This is a genomic window from Pseudomonas sp. PDM13 (assembly GCF_025685765.1).
Lineage (GTDB): Bacteria > Pseudomonadota > Gammaproteobacteria > Pseudomonadales > Pseudomonadaceae > Metapseudomonas > Metapseudomonas solani.
Genome location: NZ_JAOTQU010000005.1, coordinates 53,919 through 69,210, shown reverse-complemented (window position 1 = coordinate 69,210; position 15,292 = coordinate 53,919). Strand labels below are relative to the sequence as shown.

Below are 15,292 nucleotides of genomic sequence, written 5' to 3'. Positions count from 1 at the left end.
GGGGAGCAAGGGTTGATGAACGAAGACCCTCGGCAGGCGCTGCAGCGCGGGTGCTCAGGGCACCGGTCCGGCGAAGTTTCATGTCTTCTCACTGGGTAAACCAACGAGCAGGCAAAACCCGGAACCCTTTTCCGATTTATTTTTTGCCGACAGGCGTTCAGGGCCGGGCTTCGATGCTCGCCCACCAGGGCAGAGGCTGTTCGATGCGGATCGGCAATGCCGATGCCAGCATGCGCAGCACGCGCTCGGAGTCCTGCACGGGGAAGTTGCCGTAGACCTTCAGGTCGGCCACGTCGTCGGCCACGCCGAGGTGACCATGGCGATAACGGCGCAGCTCCTGCACCACCTCGCGCAAGCTGATGTTGTCGGCCAGCAGCGTGCCCTGGGTCCAGGCTTCACGGGCGGCGTCGGCGGTCTGCAGGTCGCTGATGCGGTCGGCGGCGAAATGGGCCTGCTGGCCGGCGTCGACGATGCGAGTGGCGCCCGTAGTGGTGCGAATCTTCACGGCGCCTTCGTAGACGGCCAGCCAGGTACGCTCGCCATCACGACGCACGTTGAAGCGCGTCCCCAGCGCCTGCAGGCGTCCATGCTCGGTGTCGACATAGAAGGGGCTCGCACCCTTGGCGGTGGCCACGAACAGCTCGCCGCGCACCAGGGTGATGCAGCGCGCGCGGTCGCTGAACGCAAGGTCGATGGCACTGGCGGTGTTGAGCCAGGCCTGGGAGCCATCGGCCAGGGTCATCTCGCGCTGCTCGCCCGTGCGGGTGCGATGGTCGGCACCCCAGGCCATCAGGCCGGATGGCAGCAGCGCCTCGCGCCAGCCCAGCCAGCCGCACAGGGAGGCGCTGGTGATGGCCGCCATCCCGGTCAGCACCCGACGACGCGAATGCATGCGCCCGCTGGCGATCTCCAGGGTATTGGCAGCCAGGCGCGCATCGGACCGACCGCGCAGGGGCTCGAAATCACGGCTGATGCCTTCGACATAGCGCCAGGCCTGCTCGTGGGCCAGGTCCGCGCCCAGCCACGCCTGCCAGCGGGCACGCTGCTGGGCACTGGCCTGGCCATCACGCAGGGTGGCGTACCAATAGGCCGCCTGCTCCAGCACGGCGTGTGGCGGCAAGGGCGCGTCGTTGCCTGTGCGCATCATCGGCAGAGCGGTTCCTGGCGCAACGCGGCTGCGGTCTCGCTGGCGCGCAGCGTCAGGCAGGCGAGCATCGCCTGGGCCACGTACTTGCGGACCATGCGCCCGGAAACCCCCAGTTCGGCACCCACTTCGTCGTCGGTCATCTCGCACACCACGGCGAGGGTAAAAGCCCGTGCCGCCTTGGCAGGCAACGCCTGCAACATCCAGCCGATCTCCTCCAGGGCCTGCAACACCACGGCTTCGCGCTCGGCCGAGGGGTACTCGCCCTCGGGTAGCGCTGCCAGGGTGTCGAGCCAGGCGCGCTCGATCTCCTGGCGCCGCCACAGGTTGATGCACAGGTTCCTGGCGGTGGTGCGCAGGTAGGCGCGAGCCTCGGCCATGCTGGCGAAGCGGGGCGGGTTGGCGACGCCTATCAGGCGCAGGAAGGTGTCGTGGGCCAGGTCGGCGGCATCGCTGGCATGCCCCAGGTGCCGGCGCAGCCAGACCTGCAGCCAGCCGTGATGGTCGCAGTACAGGGTTTCCAGCGATGGAGGGGTGAGATAGGCAGATGCGCTCAAAGGCTGTCACCACGCCGCCGGGGGAGTCCCGCGGTCATCAAGGCTTATAGTTAATGAGAATTGATTGCAATTGTTGCACGGTTTGTCAGCCGCCAGCAACCCGGCCAGGCTGCCGGTAACGGCCCCGGTGCGACGCGATGTGGAGAGGGGCTGCGCGCCGCTCGTTCGTCGTTGCCGTTGCGGCAACGAAGCAGGCGACCACGCACCCCGGGGCGTGGCAGGTGCGTGGCCTATCGGCTGGCGGTCTCGTGGGGGGCTTGCTCAGTGCAGCGGCGTGGCCGGCTGCAGTTCGTTCTCTTCCAGCCAGTCCTGGGCCAGCTCGCGCAGGCGCGCCGCTTCGAAGCCTTGCCAGGCCTGCAGCAGCACCGGGTATTCCATCAGCACGTGATTGAAGGTGCGCACCGGCTTGCGCCCGGCCAGGGCCTGTTCCAGGGCGGTATAGGCGTGGGGGTGGGACACCTCGTGGAGGAACTCCTGCATCAGCCGCAGGCTCTCGCCCGGGGTCAGCGGCTCCACCAGCAGGAAGCGTTCGGGCTCGGCGCGCAGCAGGGCGTCCAGTTCCGGGTCGGGGTCTTCCTCGGGGATCAGCAGCAGCTTGCCGCTGAGCAGGTCGAGGTAGTGGTCGAGGCCTTCGGTGTTGAGGGCGAAGGCCAGTTCGTCGAGGTCGATGGTCAGTGGGCGCATGACGGGGGCCTTGGGGGAAGGATGACTGCGTGATCCTACCCCCGGGGCGCCGTTTTGTCAGACGCGGAAGCGCCCGACCATGGTGTGCAGCTCGTTGCCCAGGCGCGCCAGCTCGACGCTGGAGGCGGCGGTCTCTTCGCTGGCAGCGGCGGTCTGCTCGGAGACGTCGCGCACGCTGATCACGCTGCGGTTGATCTCTTCGGCCACCGCGCTCTGCTCCTCGGCGGCCGCGGCGATCTGCTGGTTCATCGCCTGGATGGTGGACACGGTGCGGGTGATGCTGGCCAGGGAATCACCGGCGCGGCGCGCCAGTTCCACGGTGCTGTCGGTGAGGGCGCGGCTGCTCTCCATCATGCTCGCGGCCTGCTGGGTGCCGTTCTGCAAGCCGCCGATCAGTTCCTGGATCTCTTCGGTGGACTTCTGCGTGCGCTGGGCCAGCCCGCGTACCTCGTCGGCGACCACGGCGAAACCACGGCCGGCTTCACCTGCGCGTGCGGCCTCGATGGCGGCGTTGAGGGCCAGCAGGTTGGTCTGGTCGGCCACCGCCTTGATCACGTCGAGCACGCTGCCGATCTTCTCGCTCTCGCGCTTGAGCTGTTGCACCGATTCGGTGGAGCGCGCCACTTCGGTGGCCAGGCGGTCCATCTGCTGCACGGCTTCCAGCACCATGCGGTTGCCGGCATTGGCTTCGCGGTCGGCGGCCAGGGCGGCTTCGGAGGCTTCCTCGGCGTTGCGCGCGACTTCCTGCACGGTGGCGGCCATCTCGTTCATGGCGGTAGCGACCTGGTCGGTCTCGACCTTCTGGCTGTTGACCCCGGCGCTGGTCTGCTCGGTGACGGCGGAGAGCTGTTCGGCGGCGCTGGCGATCTGGGTGACGCCGTCGCCGATGTGGCTGATCAGCTGGCGCAGGTTGCCGGCCATGGCCTGCAGGGAGCGCTGCAGCTGGCCGAGTTCGTCGCGACGGTCGGCCTGCAGCTGGCCGCCGAGGTCGCCCTGGGCGATGCGTTCGGCGAAGGCCAGGCTCTGGCGCAGCGGCTGGATGATCTGCCGGGTGATGACCCAGGCGGCGCCGATGGCCAGGAGCACGGCGAACAGGGTGGTGACCAGCAACTGGCCGCTGGCGGCGCTGGCGTCACCGCTGCGCTCGTCCACTTGCTGGCTGTACAGCGCCTGGCTGAGGTCGCGCATGACCTGGGCGTGGTCGGCCATGGTGGCGCTGGCCTGGCGGCTGGCAGCGGCGCCGTTGCCGAACAGGCGGATGGCGTCCTGGTAGGCGGCGAAGGATTGCTGTGCACTCTTCAGGGCTTCCAGGCGCTCGCCGCTGGTGCCGGCGATGGCCTTCTGCAGGTCGGCCTGCATGGTGGCCAGCGCCGCGAGGGCCGGTTGTTCCGATTCCGGGGTCTGCTGGAAGACGAAGCCGCGCACCAGGTAGCGGATCGACAGCAACTGGCGGTTCAGCTCGAACACCTCGCGGGCCTGGCCCAGCAATTGGCTGTCGCTGCTGTTGAGCGCCAGTTCGTCGAACAGCTGGTTCTGCAGCTTCTCGAACACCTGCAGGCTGGACTCGGCGGATTTGACCAGCACAGCGCGGGCGGCGTTGCGAGTTTCCTGGGCGCGGATCAGGTCGCCCAGGGACTGGCGGTAGGCGAGCACGGCGGCATTGAGGCCCGCCAGGCGGCGTGCGCCTTCCCCCTCGGCGAACTGCGGGCGCATGTGCTCGTTCTGCTGGAGCATGCGGTCGACCAGTTCCTCGATGTTCTTCGCGTGCTGCATGTCGCCGTTGGCGAGGAACTGCAGGCGCTCGGCGCGGGCGTCCTTGATCAGGTTGTCCACGGCGCCGACGGCGACCATCTCGTCGCTGCTGGCGATCATGCGGTCGATGCCGTGGATGCCGGTGAGCATCACCGTGAGGGTGAGCAGCAGGACCAGGCCGAAGCCGGCCACGAGTTTTTTGCTGACGGTGAGGTTGGCCAGCAGTTGCGTACACCAGTGGTACATGGATTTCTCCCGGAAATGAGCTGCGCACGGCAGTGCTTGTGGCGCTGCCGTGTTCGAGTGGGGTAGGGGCGTCTTTCGAGTTGTTGGAACTGGTCGCGGGTGGCTGGCTGAAGGGGCCACCGGAGCTGCGACCAGGGACGCAAGGTGCGGGAGAGTAGCTGGCGCCATAGCGGCGCCGCAAGCCTGCATGGGCATTGCGCCCTGGCCGCGAGGTGCGGGCCAGGGCTGGCGGGTTACACGCGGAAGCGCGAGACCATCGATTGCAGTTCGTTGCCCAGGCGCGCCAGTTCGACGCTGGAGGCGGCGGTTTCCTCGCTGGCGGAGGCGGTCTGCTCGGAGATGTCACGCACGTTGATCACGCTGCGGTTGATCTCCTCGGCTACCGCACCCTGCTGCTCGGCGGCCGCGGCGATCTGCTGGTTCATCTGCTGGATGGTGGAGACGGCCTGGGCGATGGTGCCCAGGCGGCGACCGGCGCGGCGGGTCAGCTCGACGGTGCTTTCGGTCAGGCTGCGGCTGGTGTCCATCAGGCTGGCGGCCTGCTGGGTGCCGCTTTGCAGGCCGGCGATCAGCTCCTCGATCTCCTCGGTGGACTTCTGCGTGCGCTGGGCCAGGCCTCGCACTTCGTCGGCGACCACGGCGAAGCCACGGCCGGCATCGCCCGCGCGGGCGGCCTCGATGGCGGCGTTGAGGGCCAGCAGGTTGGTCTGCTCGGCCACGGACTTGATCACGTCGAGCACGCTGCCGATCTTGTCGCTTTCCTGCTTGAGGCGGCCGACGGCGTCGTTGGAGCGGCCCACTTCGGTGGCCAGGCGATCCATCTGCTCCACCGCGTCGTTGACCGCCACCTCGCCCTCGCGGGACAGGCGGTCGGCGGAGCTGGCGGCTTCGGAGGCCTGCTCGGCGTTGCGCGCGACCTCCTGCACGGTGGCGGCCATTTCGTTCATGGCGGTGGCGACCTGGTCGGTCTCGACCTTCTGGTTGTTGACCCCGGCGCTGGTCTGCCCGGTAACGGCGGAGAGCTGCTCGGCGGCGCTGGCGATCTGGGTGACGCCGTCGCGGATGTGACCGATCAGCTCGCGCAGGCTCAGGGTCATGCGCTGCATGCTCTTCTGCAGCTGGCCGAGTTCGTCGGCGCGCTCGACCTTGAGGTCTTCGCTGAGGTCGCCCGAGGCGATGCGTTCGGCTACGCCCAGGGTGCGCTGCAGGGGCAGGACGATCTGCCGGGTGATGATCACCGCGGCGGCGACGCCGATGGCCAGGGCGACGGCTATGGCGGTCAGCAGCATGCTGCGGGTGCGGGTGGTTTCCTTGACGCGCTTGGCCGACTGGCCTTCGAACAGCTGGGAGCTGATCTGCAGCAGCTTGTCGCCCTGGGTGGCCATGCTCTGGAAGTGCACCTGGGTGTTGTCGGTGGCGGCGCGGAAGGCGCTGATGGCGCTGCGGTAGGCCTTGAGACCGGCGGCGACCTTGGCCAGGTCTTCGTCCTCACCCAGGGTTTCCCCGAGCTTGGCCTGGCCGGCCAGGGCGGTGTCCACGGCGGTGAGGGCGGCCTGCTCCAGGCTCGGGTCGTTGCTGTAGGTGTAGCCGCGCACCTGGAAGCGCGCCTGCTGCACCGAGAGGCGCAGTTCGCTGAGCTGGCGGTACTGTTCGAGGCGCGAGGCTTCGTCCAGGGCGATGTCGGCGAGGATGCGCTGCTCGATCTCGCCGATGGCCTGCACCGCGGCATCGGCGCTGGCACCCAGCTGGGTGCGCGCTGCCTCGCGGGCCTGGTAGGCCTGGCCAAGCTGGCCGAAGGCCTGTTGATAGGTGTTGACTGCCGCTTCTTCCTGGCTGATCAGGTCGCGGTCCCTGGGGTCGCTGAGCTTCTTGTTGAGCTCCAGGGCGTAGTCGTCGATGGCCTTGAGGGCGGCGTTGACCTGGTCGGCCGTGGCCGGCTCCTGCTTGATCTGGTACTGCAGGCGGGCGACGCGCAGGTCCTTGGTCAGCTCGCTGAGCTTGGCGCTGGCGCCGAGCTTGTCGCCCCGTTGCAGGGTAGCGTCCACGGCCAACCAGCCGGTGAGGGTGATGAGCACGGTAAGCAGCAGTACCAGGCCGAAGCCAAGGGTCAGCTTGAGGTTGACACTGATATTGCCGAACCAGCGGAACATGAGGATTTCTCCAGCGAACAAGGCAGTGCTGGGGTTATCGGCAGCAGCGGTCGTGTCTTGAAGCGGGACGCGTCAGAACAGGCGGGCGAGCAGGGCGGTGACGGCGGTTTCCACGCGCAGGATGCGCTCGCCCAGTTGCACCGGATCGAGGCCGGCTTCCTGGAGCTTTTCCACCTCGTAGGGAATCCAGCCACCTTCCGGGCCGATGGCCAGGGTGATGGGGCCTTCCACCGCGCGCGGGCAGGCGGGCCAGGGGCCCGGGTGGCCGACCAGGCCGAGGGTGCCGGCGGCGATGGCGGGCAGGCGATCCTCGACGAAGGGCTTGAAGCGCTTCTCGATCACCACCTCGGGCAGCACTGTATCGCGGGCCTGTTCCAGGCCGAGGATGAGCTGCTCGCGGATGGCGTCGGGTTCGAGGAAGGGGGTTTGCCAGAAGCTTTTCTCTACCCGGTAGCTGTTGAGCAGCACCAGGCGAGGCACGCCCATGGTGGCGACCGTCTGCAGCACACGGCGCAGCATCTTCGGTCGTGGCAGGGCCAGCAGCAGGGTGAGCGGCAGCTTGGCCGGCGGGGCCTGTTCCAGGCTGAACTGCAGTTCAGCGCGGTCAGCCTCCAGGCTCAGCAGGCGGCCTTCGCCCATGGCGCCGCCGAGCAGGCCGACGCGCAGGCTGTCGCCGGCTTCGGCGCGGTGCACTTCATGCAGGTGCTTGAGGCGACGACCCTGCAGCAGGGCACGATCGGGGGCGATCAGGTCGCCCTCTTCGAGCAGCAGCAGGTTCACGGCTGGGTGGCGGGCGGCTGGTCGCCGGGCTCGTCGGTGCTGTCCTCGGGGTGATCGCCACGCTTGCGGATCAGGCCGCCGAAGAACACGCCGACCTCGAACAGCAGCCACATGGGGATCGCCAGGAGGGTCTGGGAGAAGATGTCCGGCGGGGTCAGGACCATGCCGACCACGAAGCAGCCGATGATCACATAGGGGCGGATCTTCTTCAGGTAGGCGACGTCGACGACGCCGATCCAGATCAGCAGCACCACGGCCACCGGGATCTCGAAGGCGACGCCGAAGGCGAAGAACAGGGTCATGACGAAATCGAGGTAGCTGCTGATGTCCGTCATCATCGACACGCCTTCGGGGGTGACGCTGGCGAAGAAGTGGAAGATCAGCGGGAACACCAGGAAGTACGCGAAGGCCATGCCGGCGTAGAACAGCACGATGCTGGAGACCAGCAGGGGCATGGCGATGCGCTTCTCGTGCTTGTACAGGCCGGGCGCGATGAAGCCCCAGACCTGGTGCAGGATCACCGGCATGGCGAGGAACAGCGCCACCACCATGGTCAGCTTGAAGGGCGTGAGGAAGGGCGAGGCCACGTCGGTGGCGATCATGGTCGCGCCTTCGGGCAGGTACTGGCGCAGCGGCGCGGAGACCAGGGTGTAGATCTTCTGGGCGAAGTAGAACAGCCCGGCGAAGATCAGGAAGATCGCGGCCACGCAGCGCAGCAGGCGGGTACGCAATTCGGTGAGGTGCGAGACCAGGGGCATTTCCTGGTCCAGTTCCGGCTTGTGATCGCTCATAGGGGGCGTGGCGGCTGTGGCTGTTCGGTGGGCACGACGGGGGCGGCCGGTACGTTGGCCGGGACGGCTTCAGCGGCGGGCGCGACGGGGCTCGCCTCGGCCGCCGCTGCTGTCGCGGGTGCGGGCACGGCCTCGGGGGCCGGCTGCGGGGCGGCCGGCGTGGGCACGGGCTCCGCAGCGGGAGGCACGATGCTCTCCTTGATCTGCTTCTCCAGCGCCATGATCTGTTCGTTATGCAGCTGGCGACGGATTTCGTCGGCGCCGATCTCGCGTTCCACTTCCTGCTTGATGGCGTTGAAGCTGCGCTTGAGGCGGCCGATCCACAGGCCGGCGGTGCGGGCGGCACCGGGCAGGCGCTCGGGGCCGAGCACCAGCAGCGCCACCAGGCCGATCAGCAGCAGTTCACCAAAGCTGATACCGAACATGCTGGGTCAGTCCTTGCGCACTACCGGCTCTTCGACCTTCTGTGCCTGGCCGTCGATGGTGTGCGGCTGGTTCAGCGGGGTGCCGGGCTGTTGCGCTTGCGGTTGGGCGGCAGCCTGTTGTTCGGCCTTCTGGTCTTCTTCGGTGTTCATCGCCTTGCGGAAGCCCTTGATGGCTTCGCCGACATCCGAACCGAGGTTCTTCAGGCGCTTGGTGCCGAACACCAGGACGACGACGATCAGAATGACCAGCCAGTGTTTCCAGTCGAAAATACCCATGGTTTGCTCCTGAGGCTAATGCGTTATGCGGAAGGCTGGCGGGCGGCTTTTTCAGCGTGCCCGGACAGGCCGAAGCGACGATCCAGTTCATCGAGCACCGCCTGGGGGTGCTGGCCGAGGGCGGCGAGCATGACCAGGCTGTGGAACCAGAGGTCGGCGGTTTCGTAGATCAGGTCGCTGCAGTCGCCGCTGACGGCGGCGTCTTTGGCGGCGAGGATGGTTTCCACCGATTCCTCGCCGACCTTTTCGAGAATCTTGTTCAGCCCTTTGTGGTACAGGCTGGCCACGTAGGAGGAGTCCGCTGCGGCGCCCTTGCGCGCTTCCAGGACCTCGGCGAGGCGGGTAAGGGTGTCACTCATGGGTGTGTCCTGCGTGGTAGATCGCATCGGGGTCCTTGATGACCGCGTCGACGGTTTTCCAGTCGCCATTCTCGAAGACGCGGTAGAAGCAGCTTTCACGGCCGGTGTGGCAGGCGATGCCGCCAAGCTGTTCGACCATCAGCACCACGACGTCGGCGTCGCAGTCCAGGCGCAGCTCGTGCAGACGCTGCACGTGGCCGGATTCCTCGCCCTTGCGCCATAGCCTGCCACGGGAGCGTGACCAATAGATGGCACGGTTCTCGGCGACGGTGAGCGTCAGGGATTCGCGGTTCATCCAGGCCATCATCAGGATGCGGCCGGTCTTGTGGTCCTGGGCGATTGCCGGCACCAGACCATCGGCATTCCAGTGAATTTCTTCCAGCCAGTCGTTCATTTCGGTTTCCACGAGCGGGTCAGGTGCGATGCACGGCCTGACCGGGGCGGCTAGTGTGCCAGCGCCGGCGCTGGCTTGGCTATCGGCGCAATACCAGATACAGACCACCGGCCAGCATCAGCCAGGCGGGCCAGGCTGCGGCGTGTTGCTCCAGGCCGAGGGTGGCGGCACCGACCAGCAGGGCGGCGCCGATCAGGCGCAGGGCCAGGCCGTCACGGGGCTTGTGCCAGGGCGGCGGCGGGTCGGCGGCGTGGGGCTGGCTCATGCGCTCCAGCAGGTCGCGGGTCATGTTGGCGACGTGCGGCACCTGTTCGACCTGGGACTGCAGGTTGTGCAGCAGGGTCCTGGGGCTCATGCGTTCGCGCATCCAGCGTTCCAGGTAGGGCTGTGCGGTGCTCCAGAGGTCGAGGTCCGGGTACAGCTGGCGGCCCAGGCCTTCGATGTTGAGCAGGGTCTTCTGCAGCAGCACCAGTTGCGGCTGCACTTCCATATTGAAGCGGCGCGCGGTCTGGAACAGGCGCAGCAGCAGCTGGCCGAAGGAGATGTCCTTGAGCGGCCGCTCGAAGATCGGCTCGCAGACGGTGCGGATGGCGGCTTCGAAGTCGTTGACCCGGGTTTCGGCGGGCACCCAGCCGGAGTCGATGTGCAGCTGGGCGACGCGGCGGTAGTCGCGCTTGAAGAAGGCGATCAGGTTGCGCGCCAGGTAGTCCTGGTCCTCGGGGGTGAGGCTGCCGATGATGCCGCAGTCGATGGCGATGTACTGCGGGTTCCAGGGCTGGCGGTTGCTGACGAAGATGTTGCCGGGGTGCATGTCGGCGTGGAAGAAGCTGTCGCGGAAGACCTGGGTGAAGAAGATCTCCACGCCCCGTTCGGCCAGCAGCTTGAGGTCGGTGCGCTGGTCGGCGAGGGTGGCCAGGTCGGTGACCGGGACGCCGTAGATACGCTCCATCACCAGCACCTTGGGGCGGCACAGGTCCCAGTACACCTGGGGCACGTAGAGCAGCGGCGAGCCTTCGAAGTTGCGCCGCAGCTGGCTGGCGTTGGCCGCCTCGCGGAGCAGGTCGAGTTCGTCGTAGATGGTCTTTTCGTAGTCGCTGACCACTTCCACCGGGCGCAGGCGGCGGGCGTCGCTGGAGAGACGCTCGGCGATGCGCGCGAGGATGAACAGCCAGGCGAGGTCCTGGCGGATGATCGGGCGCAGGTTGGGGCGGATCACCTTGACCACCACTTCCTCGCCGCTTTTCAGCTGCGCGGCGTGGACCTGGGCCACCGAGGCGGAGGCCAGCGGGGTGACGTCGAAGCGGGCGAAGACTTCGCTGACGCGGGCGCCGAGCTGCTCCTCGATACGGGCCACGGCCTGCTCGGGGTCGAAGGGCGGGACCTGGTCCTGCAGGCGCGCGAGCTCGTCGGCGATGTCCGGCGGCAGCAGGTCGCGGCGGGTGGACAACAGCTGGCCGAACTTGATGAAGATCGGCCCCAGGCCTTCCAGCGCCAGGCGCAGGCGTGCGCCACGGGAGAGCTCCAGGCGCTTGCGCGGTAACCAGCGCCAGGGCAGCAGGTAGCTGAGGGCGCGCAGCCACCAGGGCAGCGGCAGGTCGAAGACCAGGTCATCGAGGCGGTAGCGGATGACCACACTCTGGATGCGCAGCAGACGGCGGACGGCGAGCAGCTTCATGCGTTGGGTTTGCTTTTCTGGGTCAGGCGCCCGATGCGGGCGTCGAGGCGGTCGAGGTCGACCTTGAGACGGTCCAGTTCGGCGAAGCGGGCGTCCGCTTCACGCTGGCCGACCAGTGTGCGCGATTCCTCGGCCAGGTAGTCGGCGAGGTTCAGGCGCAGGCTGTCGAGGCTCTGGGTGGTCCAGTCGACACGGCTGCGCAGGTGGGCGCCGAGCAGTTGGCTGGCCACCGGGCCGAGCCAGCGGGACAGCTCGTATTCCCAGTCCAGCTCCAGGTCCTGGAGGATGCCGGCGAGTTCCATGAGCGCGGCGCTGTCGCCGTCCAGCTCGACTTCCGGGCGGTGCAGGACGGCGGTCTTTTCGCGGCTCAGGGCCAGGCGCAGCAGGCTGGCGGCCGGCGCGCGCAGGCGGCAGTCGGCCGGTGCGGCCCAGTTCGCCGCGAGTTGCAGACCGTCGCCTCCGGGGAGGATGAACAGCTGCAGGGCGGGGGCCTGGCAATCGATCTCGATCACCTTGCCTTCGAGGCGCGACAGGCGCGGCAGCGCAGTGCCGTCGAGCCTGAGGACGCGGTTGATGCCGTGTTCGACGCCGGCGAGCAGGGCCTGGGTAAGCATCAGGGCTTGATGCCGCGGTGCAGGGCGACGATGCCGCCGGTCATGTTGTGGAAGGTGGCGCGCTCGAAGCCGGCCTCCACCATCATGGCCTTGAGGGTTTCTTGGTCGGGGTGCATGCGGATCGACTCGGCCAGGTAGCGGTAGCTCTCGGAGTCGTTGGTGATCAGCTTGCCCATCAGCGGCAGCAGGCTGAAGGAGTAGGCGTCATAGGCCTTGGACAGCAGGTTGCTGGTGGGCTTGGAGAACTCCAGCACCAGCAGGCGGCCGCCGGGCTTGAGCACACGCAGCATGGAGCGCAGGGCGGCGTCCTTGTGGGTGACGTTGCGCAGGCCGAAGGCGATGGTGACTACATCGAAATGGTTGTCGGGGAAGGGCAACTGCTCGGCATCGGCCTGGACGAAGCTGACGTTGCCGGCGACGCCGCTGTCCAGCAGCTTGTCGCGACCGACCTTGAGCATCGAGGCGTTGATGTCGGCCAGCACCACTTCGCCGGTGCTGCCCACCAGGCGCGAGAACTGGCGGGTGAGGTCGCCGGTGCCGCCGGCGATGTCGAGCACGCGGTTGCCCGGGCGTACGCCGGAGAGTTCGATGGTGAAGCGCTTCCACAGCCGATGGACGCCCGCGGACATCAGGTCGTTCATCAGGTCGTACTTGGCGGCCACGGAGTGGAACACCTCGGCGACCTTGTCGGCCTTCTGGCTCTCGGGAACGCTCTGGTAGCCGAAGTGGGTGGTGGGTTCGGCATCGCTGCCTTTGCGCGGATCGTTCATGTCGCTGCCCCGGAAGAAATTGGCGGCCATTTTAGGCGCGGTTGGCCTGCTTTGTCTTGGCCCCGAACGGTGCCGGTTCGCCAGGGCCCGCGGGCGGCCTGCTATAGTCGCGCGACCTTAAGTCGCAGTCAGGAGTTGGCCCATGGCCCGCATCAATGTCGAACGTTCCCACAACCTGGGCCGCAGCGCCGTCCGGGCCAAGGCCGAGCAGCTCGCCGAGCGCCTCGCCCGTGAATACGACGTGCGCTATCAGTGGCGTGGCGACACCCTGGAGTTCAAGCGCAGCGGCGCCGACGGGCAGATCGAGGTCAGCGACGACAAGGTGAATGTCGAGGTGAAGCTGGGCCTGCTGCTGTCGGCCATGAGCGGCAGCATCAAGCGCGAGATCGAGAAGGCGCTGGACGAGTACCTGGCCTGATGCCGTGAGGGCTCTTTTCACGGCACGTGGATAGGGCGGGCACGGCGCGTTTCACCCAACCCGCGGCTAGTATGCGGTTTCTAATTTTCCTCGTTAATGTGCACCTCAAGCCCTGAGAAAGGGCGAGTCCTCCATTACCCGAGTGAGGTGCACCATGGCCAAAGCCGCCGTCGTCAAGAAGAAAGTCGAAGAAACCAAGACCACCGTCCTTTCCGATGTCCGTCTCTATGCCCGCAAGATCTGGCTGGCTGGCCTGGGTGCCTACGCCAAGGCCGGGCAGGAAGGCGCCGACTACCTGCGCGACCTGGTGAAGGCCGGCGAGAGCGTCGAGAAGCAGGGCCGCAAGGTCGTCGATGCGCGCGTCGAAGCCGCCAACAGCCAGATCGATTCGGTGAAGGGCAGCGTCAAGGGCTCGGTCACCGGCGTGAAGGAAAAGGTCGAAGTGCAGCTCGACAAGATCGAAAAAGCCTTCGACAACCGCGTCGCTGTCGCACTCAATCGCCTGGGTATTCCCTCGCGACAGGACGTTGAGGCACTCTCTGCTAAGCTTGACGAGCTGAGCGCGTTGCTCGAGCACGTCGCGCGAACCAAATAAGGAGAGCAGGATGGCTGGTAAGAAAAAAACCACGAAAGAAACCAACTCCTGGATCGGCGAGATCGAGAAATACTCGCGCCAGATCTGGCTGGCTGGCTTGGGGGCCTACTCGAAGGTCAGCAACGACGGCACCAAGCTGTTCGATACGCTGGTCAAGGATGGTGAGAAGGCTGAAAAACAGGCCAAGACCGAAGTCGACAAGCAGGTCGATGCGGTCAAGTCTCGGGTTGGTTCCCGCGTCGGCTCCGCCAAGTCCAAGGTCGATGAGGTCAAGGACAAGGCGATCGGCAAATGGGGCGAGCTGGAAGAGGCCTTCGACAAGCGTCTGAACAGTGCCATCTCCCGTCTCGGCGTTCCTAGCCGCAACGAGGTGAAGGACCTGAACAGCAAGGTCGACAGCCTGACCCGGCAGATCGAGAAGCTGACCGGCGTCTCCGCCAAGTCGGTCAAGCCGGCTGCCAAGCCCGCTCCGAAAGCTGCCGCTAAACCGGCCGCCAAGGTCGCCGCCAAACCTGCTGCCAAGACCGCTGCCGCGAAACCCGCTGCCAAGCCTGCCGCTAAACCGGCTGCGAAGCCGGCCGCCAAGGCTGCAGCGAAGCCCGCTGCGAAGACCGCTGCGGCGAAACCGGCTGCCAAGCCGGCCGCCAAGCCCGCGGCGAAACCTGCCGCCAAGGCAGCAGCCAAGCCTGCGGCGAAGCCGGCAGCGGCCAAACCCGCAGCCGCTGCCAAGCCTGCAGCTGCGGCAAAACCGGCTGCCAAGCCGGCGGCGAAGCCCGCTGCAAAACCTGCTGCGAAGAAGCCTGCGGTGAAGAAAGCCGCTGCGCCGAAACCGGCAGCTGCCAAGCCGGCGACCCCGGCCGCAACCCCGGCTCCGGCCGCTGCACCGAGCGCTCCCGCCGCCACTCCGGCGCCGTCCGCTCCGGCCAGCACGCCAAGCCAGTCCTGATCGTCAGGGACCACAGACGCCCGGCCTCGCGCCGGGCGTTTGCGTTTCAGGCTTCCAGATAACGCCGGGCCATGCGCTCGGCGGCCTGGCGCGAGTCGTCCTGCAGATGCGGGGCCACCAGCATCATGATCTGGTAGACCACCAGGCGTACTTCGCCGTCGTTGCCGAGGATGCGCTGGTAGTCGAGGGAGAACAGCAGGGTGAGGGTGATCTGCTCCACCAACTGGCCGAGGGATTCGGTGTCGCTGACCAACTGCGCTCGCGCCTTGAGCCGCGCCAGCAGCGAGGCCAGGGTGCGCTTCAGTGCGTTGAGCCAGGCGCGCATGCCACGGGCCAGCTTGGGCAGGCGCCCGGCGAGGTTGGAGAGGTCCTGGAAGAGGAAGCGGTACTGCGCCAGGCGCTCGACGATCAGGTGCAGGAACAGCCAGTAGTCCTCGACACCCAGCTCCACGTCCTCGGGCGGGTCGAGCAGCGGCGCGAGCTCGTCCTGGAAACGCTCCAGCAGCGCCATCACCAGCGGTTCCTTGCCATGGAAGTGGTAGTAGAGGTTGCCCGGGCTGATGCCCAGTTCGGTGGCGATCTCAAGGGTGGTGACGTTGGGTTCGCCTTCGCTGTTGAACAGCATCAGGGCGCATTCGAGTATCCGGTCTCGGGTCTTCATCCAGTCTTCTTGTCGTCGTTGCATGCGGCCGGCCGGGTGTTCCCCGGCCGGCCGA

At 67.2% G+C, this 15,292-nt stretch carries 18 protein-coding genes and 2 pseudogenes; 3 read left to right on the top strand and 17 right to left on the bottom strand.

What is annotated here, in order from left to right:
* Window positions 1-157: 157 nt before the first annotated feature.
* From OEJ36_RS07165 to ubiE, 16 genes and pseudogenes are all read right to left on the bottom strand, one after another.
* Entirely contained in the window at window positions 158-1,147 is a 990-nt protein-coding gene (locus OEJ36_RS07165; protein ID WP_263400918.1) for a FecR domain-containing protein, read from the bottom strand.
* Entirely contained in the window at window positions 1,144-1,701 is a 558-nt protein-coding gene (locus OEJ36_RS07160; protein WP_263400917.1) for a sigma-70 family RNA polymerase sigma factor, read from the bottom strand. The genes OEJ36_RS07165 and OEJ36_RS07160 overlap by 4 nt, the downstream gene beginning before the upstream one ends.
* A 261-nt stretch (window positions 1,702-1,962) precedes the next feature.
* Window positions 1,963-2,385 (bottom strand): UPF0158 family protein, encoded by a 423-nt coding sequence (locus OEJ36_RS07155; RefSeq protein WP_263400916.1) that lies wholly within the window; start codon window positions 2,383-2,385, stop codon window positions 1,963-1,965.
* A gap of 57 nt (window positions 2,386-2,442) precedes the next feature.
* The gene (locus OEJ36_RS30600; RefSeq protein WP_371877116.1) at window positions 2,443-3,156 is read right to left on the bottom strand and encodes a methyl-accepting chemotaxis protein; all 714 of its coding nucleotides are present in this window, start codon (window positions 3,154-3,156) and stop codon (window positions 2,443-2,445) included.
* A 141-nt stretch (window positions 3,157-3,297) separates the two neighbouring features.
* Window positions 3,298-4,287: pseudogene (locus OEJ36_RS30595) on the bottom strand (methyl-accepting chemotaxis protein); the annotation flags it as partial.
* A gap of 329 nt (window positions 4,288-4,616) precedes the next feature.
* On the bottom strand, window positions 4,617-5,330 hold the full coding sequence (locus OEJ36_RS30590) for a methyl-accepting chemotaxis protein (protein WP_374981961.1): 714 nt from the start codon (window positions 5,328-5,330) through the stop codon (window positions 4,617-4,619).
* 141 nt (window positions 5,331-5,471) lie between these two features.
* Window positions 5,472-6,533, bottom strand: a pseudogene (locus tag OEJ36_RS30585) (methyl-accepting chemotaxis protein); the annotation flags it as partial.
* Window positions 6,534-6,605: 72 nt separating this feature from the next.
* A complete protein-coding gene (locus OEJ36_RS07140; RefSeq protein ID WP_263400913.1) occupies window positions 6,606-7,313 on the bottom strand; it encodes a 16S rRNA (uracil(1498)-N(3))-methyltransferase in 708 nt (235 codons plus the stop codon).
* Entirely contained in the window at window positions 7,310-8,104 is a 795-nt protein-coding gene (gene tatC / locus OEJ36_RS07135) for a twin-arginine translocase subunit TatC (RefSeq protein WP_263400912.1), read from the bottom strand. Before tatC ends, OEJ36_RS07140 begins: the two co-directional genes overlap by 4 nt.
* Window positions 8,101-8,529, bottom strand: coding sequence for a Sec-independent protein translocase protein TatB (gene tatB / locus OEJ36_RS07130; protein WP_263400911.1), 429 nt, complete (start codon window positions 8,527-8,529; stop codon window positions 8,101-8,103). Before tatB ends, tatC begins: the two co-directional genes overlap by 4 nt.
* A gap of 6 nt (window positions 8,530-8,535) precedes the next feature.
* Window positions 8,536-8,805, bottom strand: coding sequence for a twin-arginine translocase TatA/TatE family subunit (locus OEJ36_RS07125; RefSeq protein ID WP_263400910.1), 270 nt, complete (start codon window positions 8,803-8,805; stop codon window positions 8,536-8,538).
* A gap of 23 nt (window positions 8,806-8,828) precedes the next feature.
* Window positions 8,829-9,164 carry a phosphoribosyl-ATP diphosphatase gene (locus OEJ36_RS07120; protein WP_021221366.1) on the bottom strand — a complete coding sequence of 112 codons (336 nt, stop codon included), beginning with the start codon at window positions 9,162-9,164 and terminating at the stop codon, window positions 8,829-8,831.
* A complete protein-coding gene (hisI, locus tag OEJ36_RS07115; RefSeq protein ID WP_021221365.1) occupies window positions 9,157-9,558 on the bottom strand; it encodes a phosphoribosyl-AMP cyclohydrolase in 402 nt (133 codons plus the stop codon). Before hisI ends, OEJ36_RS07120 begins: the two co-directional genes overlap by 8 nt.
* 79 nt (window positions 9,559-9,637) lie before the next feature.
* The gene (ubiB, locus tag OEJ36_RS07110) at window positions 9,638-11,233 is read right to left on the bottom strand and encodes a ubiquinone biosynthesis regulatory protein kinase UbiB (protein WP_043245830.1); all 1,596 of its coding nucleotides are present in this window, start codon (window positions 11,231-11,233) and stop codon (window positions 9,638-9,640) included.
* A complete protein-coding gene (locus tag OEJ36_RS07105) occupies window positions 11,230-11,847 on the bottom strand; it encodes an SCP2 domain-containing protein (RefSeq protein WP_263400909.1) in 618 nt (205 codons plus the stop codon). Before OEJ36_RS07105 ends, ubiB begins: the two co-directional genes overlap by 4 nt.
* Window positions 11,847-12,617: a bifunctional demethylmenaquinone methyltransferase/2-methoxy-6-polyprenyl-1,4-benzoquinol methylase UbiE gene (gene ubiE / locus OEJ36_RS07100; RefSeq protein ID WP_043245833.1), complete on the bottom strand. Its 771-nt coding sequence runs from the start codon at window positions 12,615-12,617 to the stop codon at window positions 11,847-11,849. Before ubiE ends, OEJ36_RS07105 begins: the two co-directional genes overlap by 1 nt.
* Before the next feature lie 142 nt (window positions 12,618-12,759).
* On the opposite strand from ubiE, the gene OEJ36_RS07095 reads away from it, so the two are divergent.
* The 3 genes from OEJ36_RS07095 to OEJ36_RS07085 all read left to right on the top strand — a co-directional run bounded on the left by OEJ36_RS07095 (window position 12,760) and on the right by OEJ36_RS07085 (window position 14,576).
* The gene (locus tag OEJ36_RS07095) at window positions 12,760-13,035 is read left to right on the top strand and encodes a polyhydroxyalkanoic acid system family protein (RefSeq protein ID WP_021221361.1); all 276 of its coding nucleotides are present in this window, start codon (window positions 12,760-12,762) and stop codon (window positions 13,033-13,035) included.
* Between the two features lie 154 nt (window positions 13,036-13,189).
* Complete coding sequence (locus OEJ36_RS07090) at window positions 13,190-13,630, top strand: phasin family protein (RefSeq protein WP_021221360.1); 441 nt, start codon at window positions 13,190-13,192, stop codon at window positions 13,628-13,630.
* Window positions 13,631-13,640: 10 nt separating this feature from the next.
* Window positions 13,641-14,576 (top strand): phasin family protein, encoded by a 936-nt coding sequence (locus tag OEJ36_RS07085; RefSeq protein ID WP_043245828.1) that lies wholly within the window; start codon window positions 13,641-13,643, stop codon window positions 14,574-14,576.
* Between the two features lie 46 nt (window positions 14,577-14,622).
* Here OEJ36_RS07085 and OEJ36_RS07080 read toward each other — a convergent pair whose 3' ends face one another.
* Window positions 14,623-15,237, bottom strand: coding sequence for a TetR/AcrR family transcriptional regulator (locus OEJ36_RS07080; protein ID WP_263400908.1), 615 nt, complete (start codon window positions 15,235-15,237; stop codon window positions 14,623-14,625).
* Window positions 15,238-15,292: the final 55 nt, after the last annotated feature.

Excerpts from the sequence above, each read along its gene's own strand:
- ubiE (WP_043245833.1), bottom strand. The coding sequence starts at position 12,617 with ATGAACGATCCGCGCAAAGGCAGCGATGCCGAACCCACCACCCACTTC.
- OEJ36_RS07090 (WP_021221360.1), top strand. The coding sequence starts at position 13,190 with ATGGCCAAAGCCGCCGTCGTCAAGAAGAAAGTCGAAGAAACCAAGACC.
- OEJ36_RS30600 (WP_371877116.1), bottom strand. The coding sequence starts at position 3,156 with ATGAACGAGATGGCCGCCACCGTGCAGGAAGTCGCGCGCAACGCCGAG.
- OEJ36_RS07095 (WP_021221361.1), top strand. The coding sequence starts at position 12,760 with ATGGCCCGCATCAATGTCGAACGTTCCCACAACCTGGGCCGCAGCGCC.
- OEJ36_RS07085 (WP_043245828.1), top strand. The coding sequence starts at position 13,641 with ATGGCTGGTAAGAAAAAAACCACGAAAGAAACCAACTCCTGGATCGGC.
- OEJ36_RS07165 (WP_263400918.1), bottom strand. The coding sequence starts at position 1,147 with ATGATGCGCACAGGCAACGACGCGCCCTTGCCGCCACACGCCGTGCTG.
- OEJ36_RS07080 (WP_263400908.1), bottom strand. The coding sequence starts at position 15,237 with ATGAAGACCCGAGACCGGATACTCGAATGCGCCCTGATGCTGTTCAAC.
- tatC (WP_263400912.1), bottom strand. The coding sequence starts at position 8,104 with ATGAGCGATCACAAGCCGGAACTGGACCAGGAAATGCCCCTGGTCTCG.
- tatB (WP_263400911.1), bottom strand. The coding sequence starts at position 8,529 with ATGTTCGGTATCAGCTTTGGTGAACTGCTGCTGATCGGCCTGGTGGCG.
- hisI (WP_021221365.1), bottom strand. The coding sequence starts at position 9,558 with ATGAACGACTGGCTGGAAGAAATTCACTGGAATGCCGATGGTCTGGTG.
- OEJ36_RS07155 (WP_263400916.1), bottom strand. The coding sequence starts at position 2,385 with ATGCGCCCACTGACCATCGACCTCGACGAACTGGCCTTCGCCCTCAAC.
- OEJ36_RS07125 (WP_263400910.1), bottom strand. The coding sequence starts at position 8,805 with ATGGGTATTTTCGACTGGAAACACTGGCTGGTCATTCTGATCGTCGTC.
- OEJ36_RS30590 (WP_374981961.1), bottom strand. The coding sequence starts at position 5,330 with ATGAACGAAATGGCCGCCACCGTGCAGGAGGTCGCGCGCAACGCCGAG.
- OEJ36_RS07105 (WP_263400909.1), bottom strand. The coding sequence starts at position 11,847 with ATGCTTACCCAGGCCCTGCTCGCCGGCGTCGAACACGGCATCAACCGC.
- ubiB (WP_043245830.1), bottom strand. The coding sequence starts at position 11,233 with ATGAAGCTGCTCGCCGTCCGCCGTCTGCTGCGCATCCAGAGTGTGGTC.
- OEJ36_RS07120 (WP_021221366.1), bottom strand. The coding sequence starts at position 9,164 with ATGAGTGACACCCTTACCCGCCTCGCCGAGGTCCTGGAAGCGCGCAAG.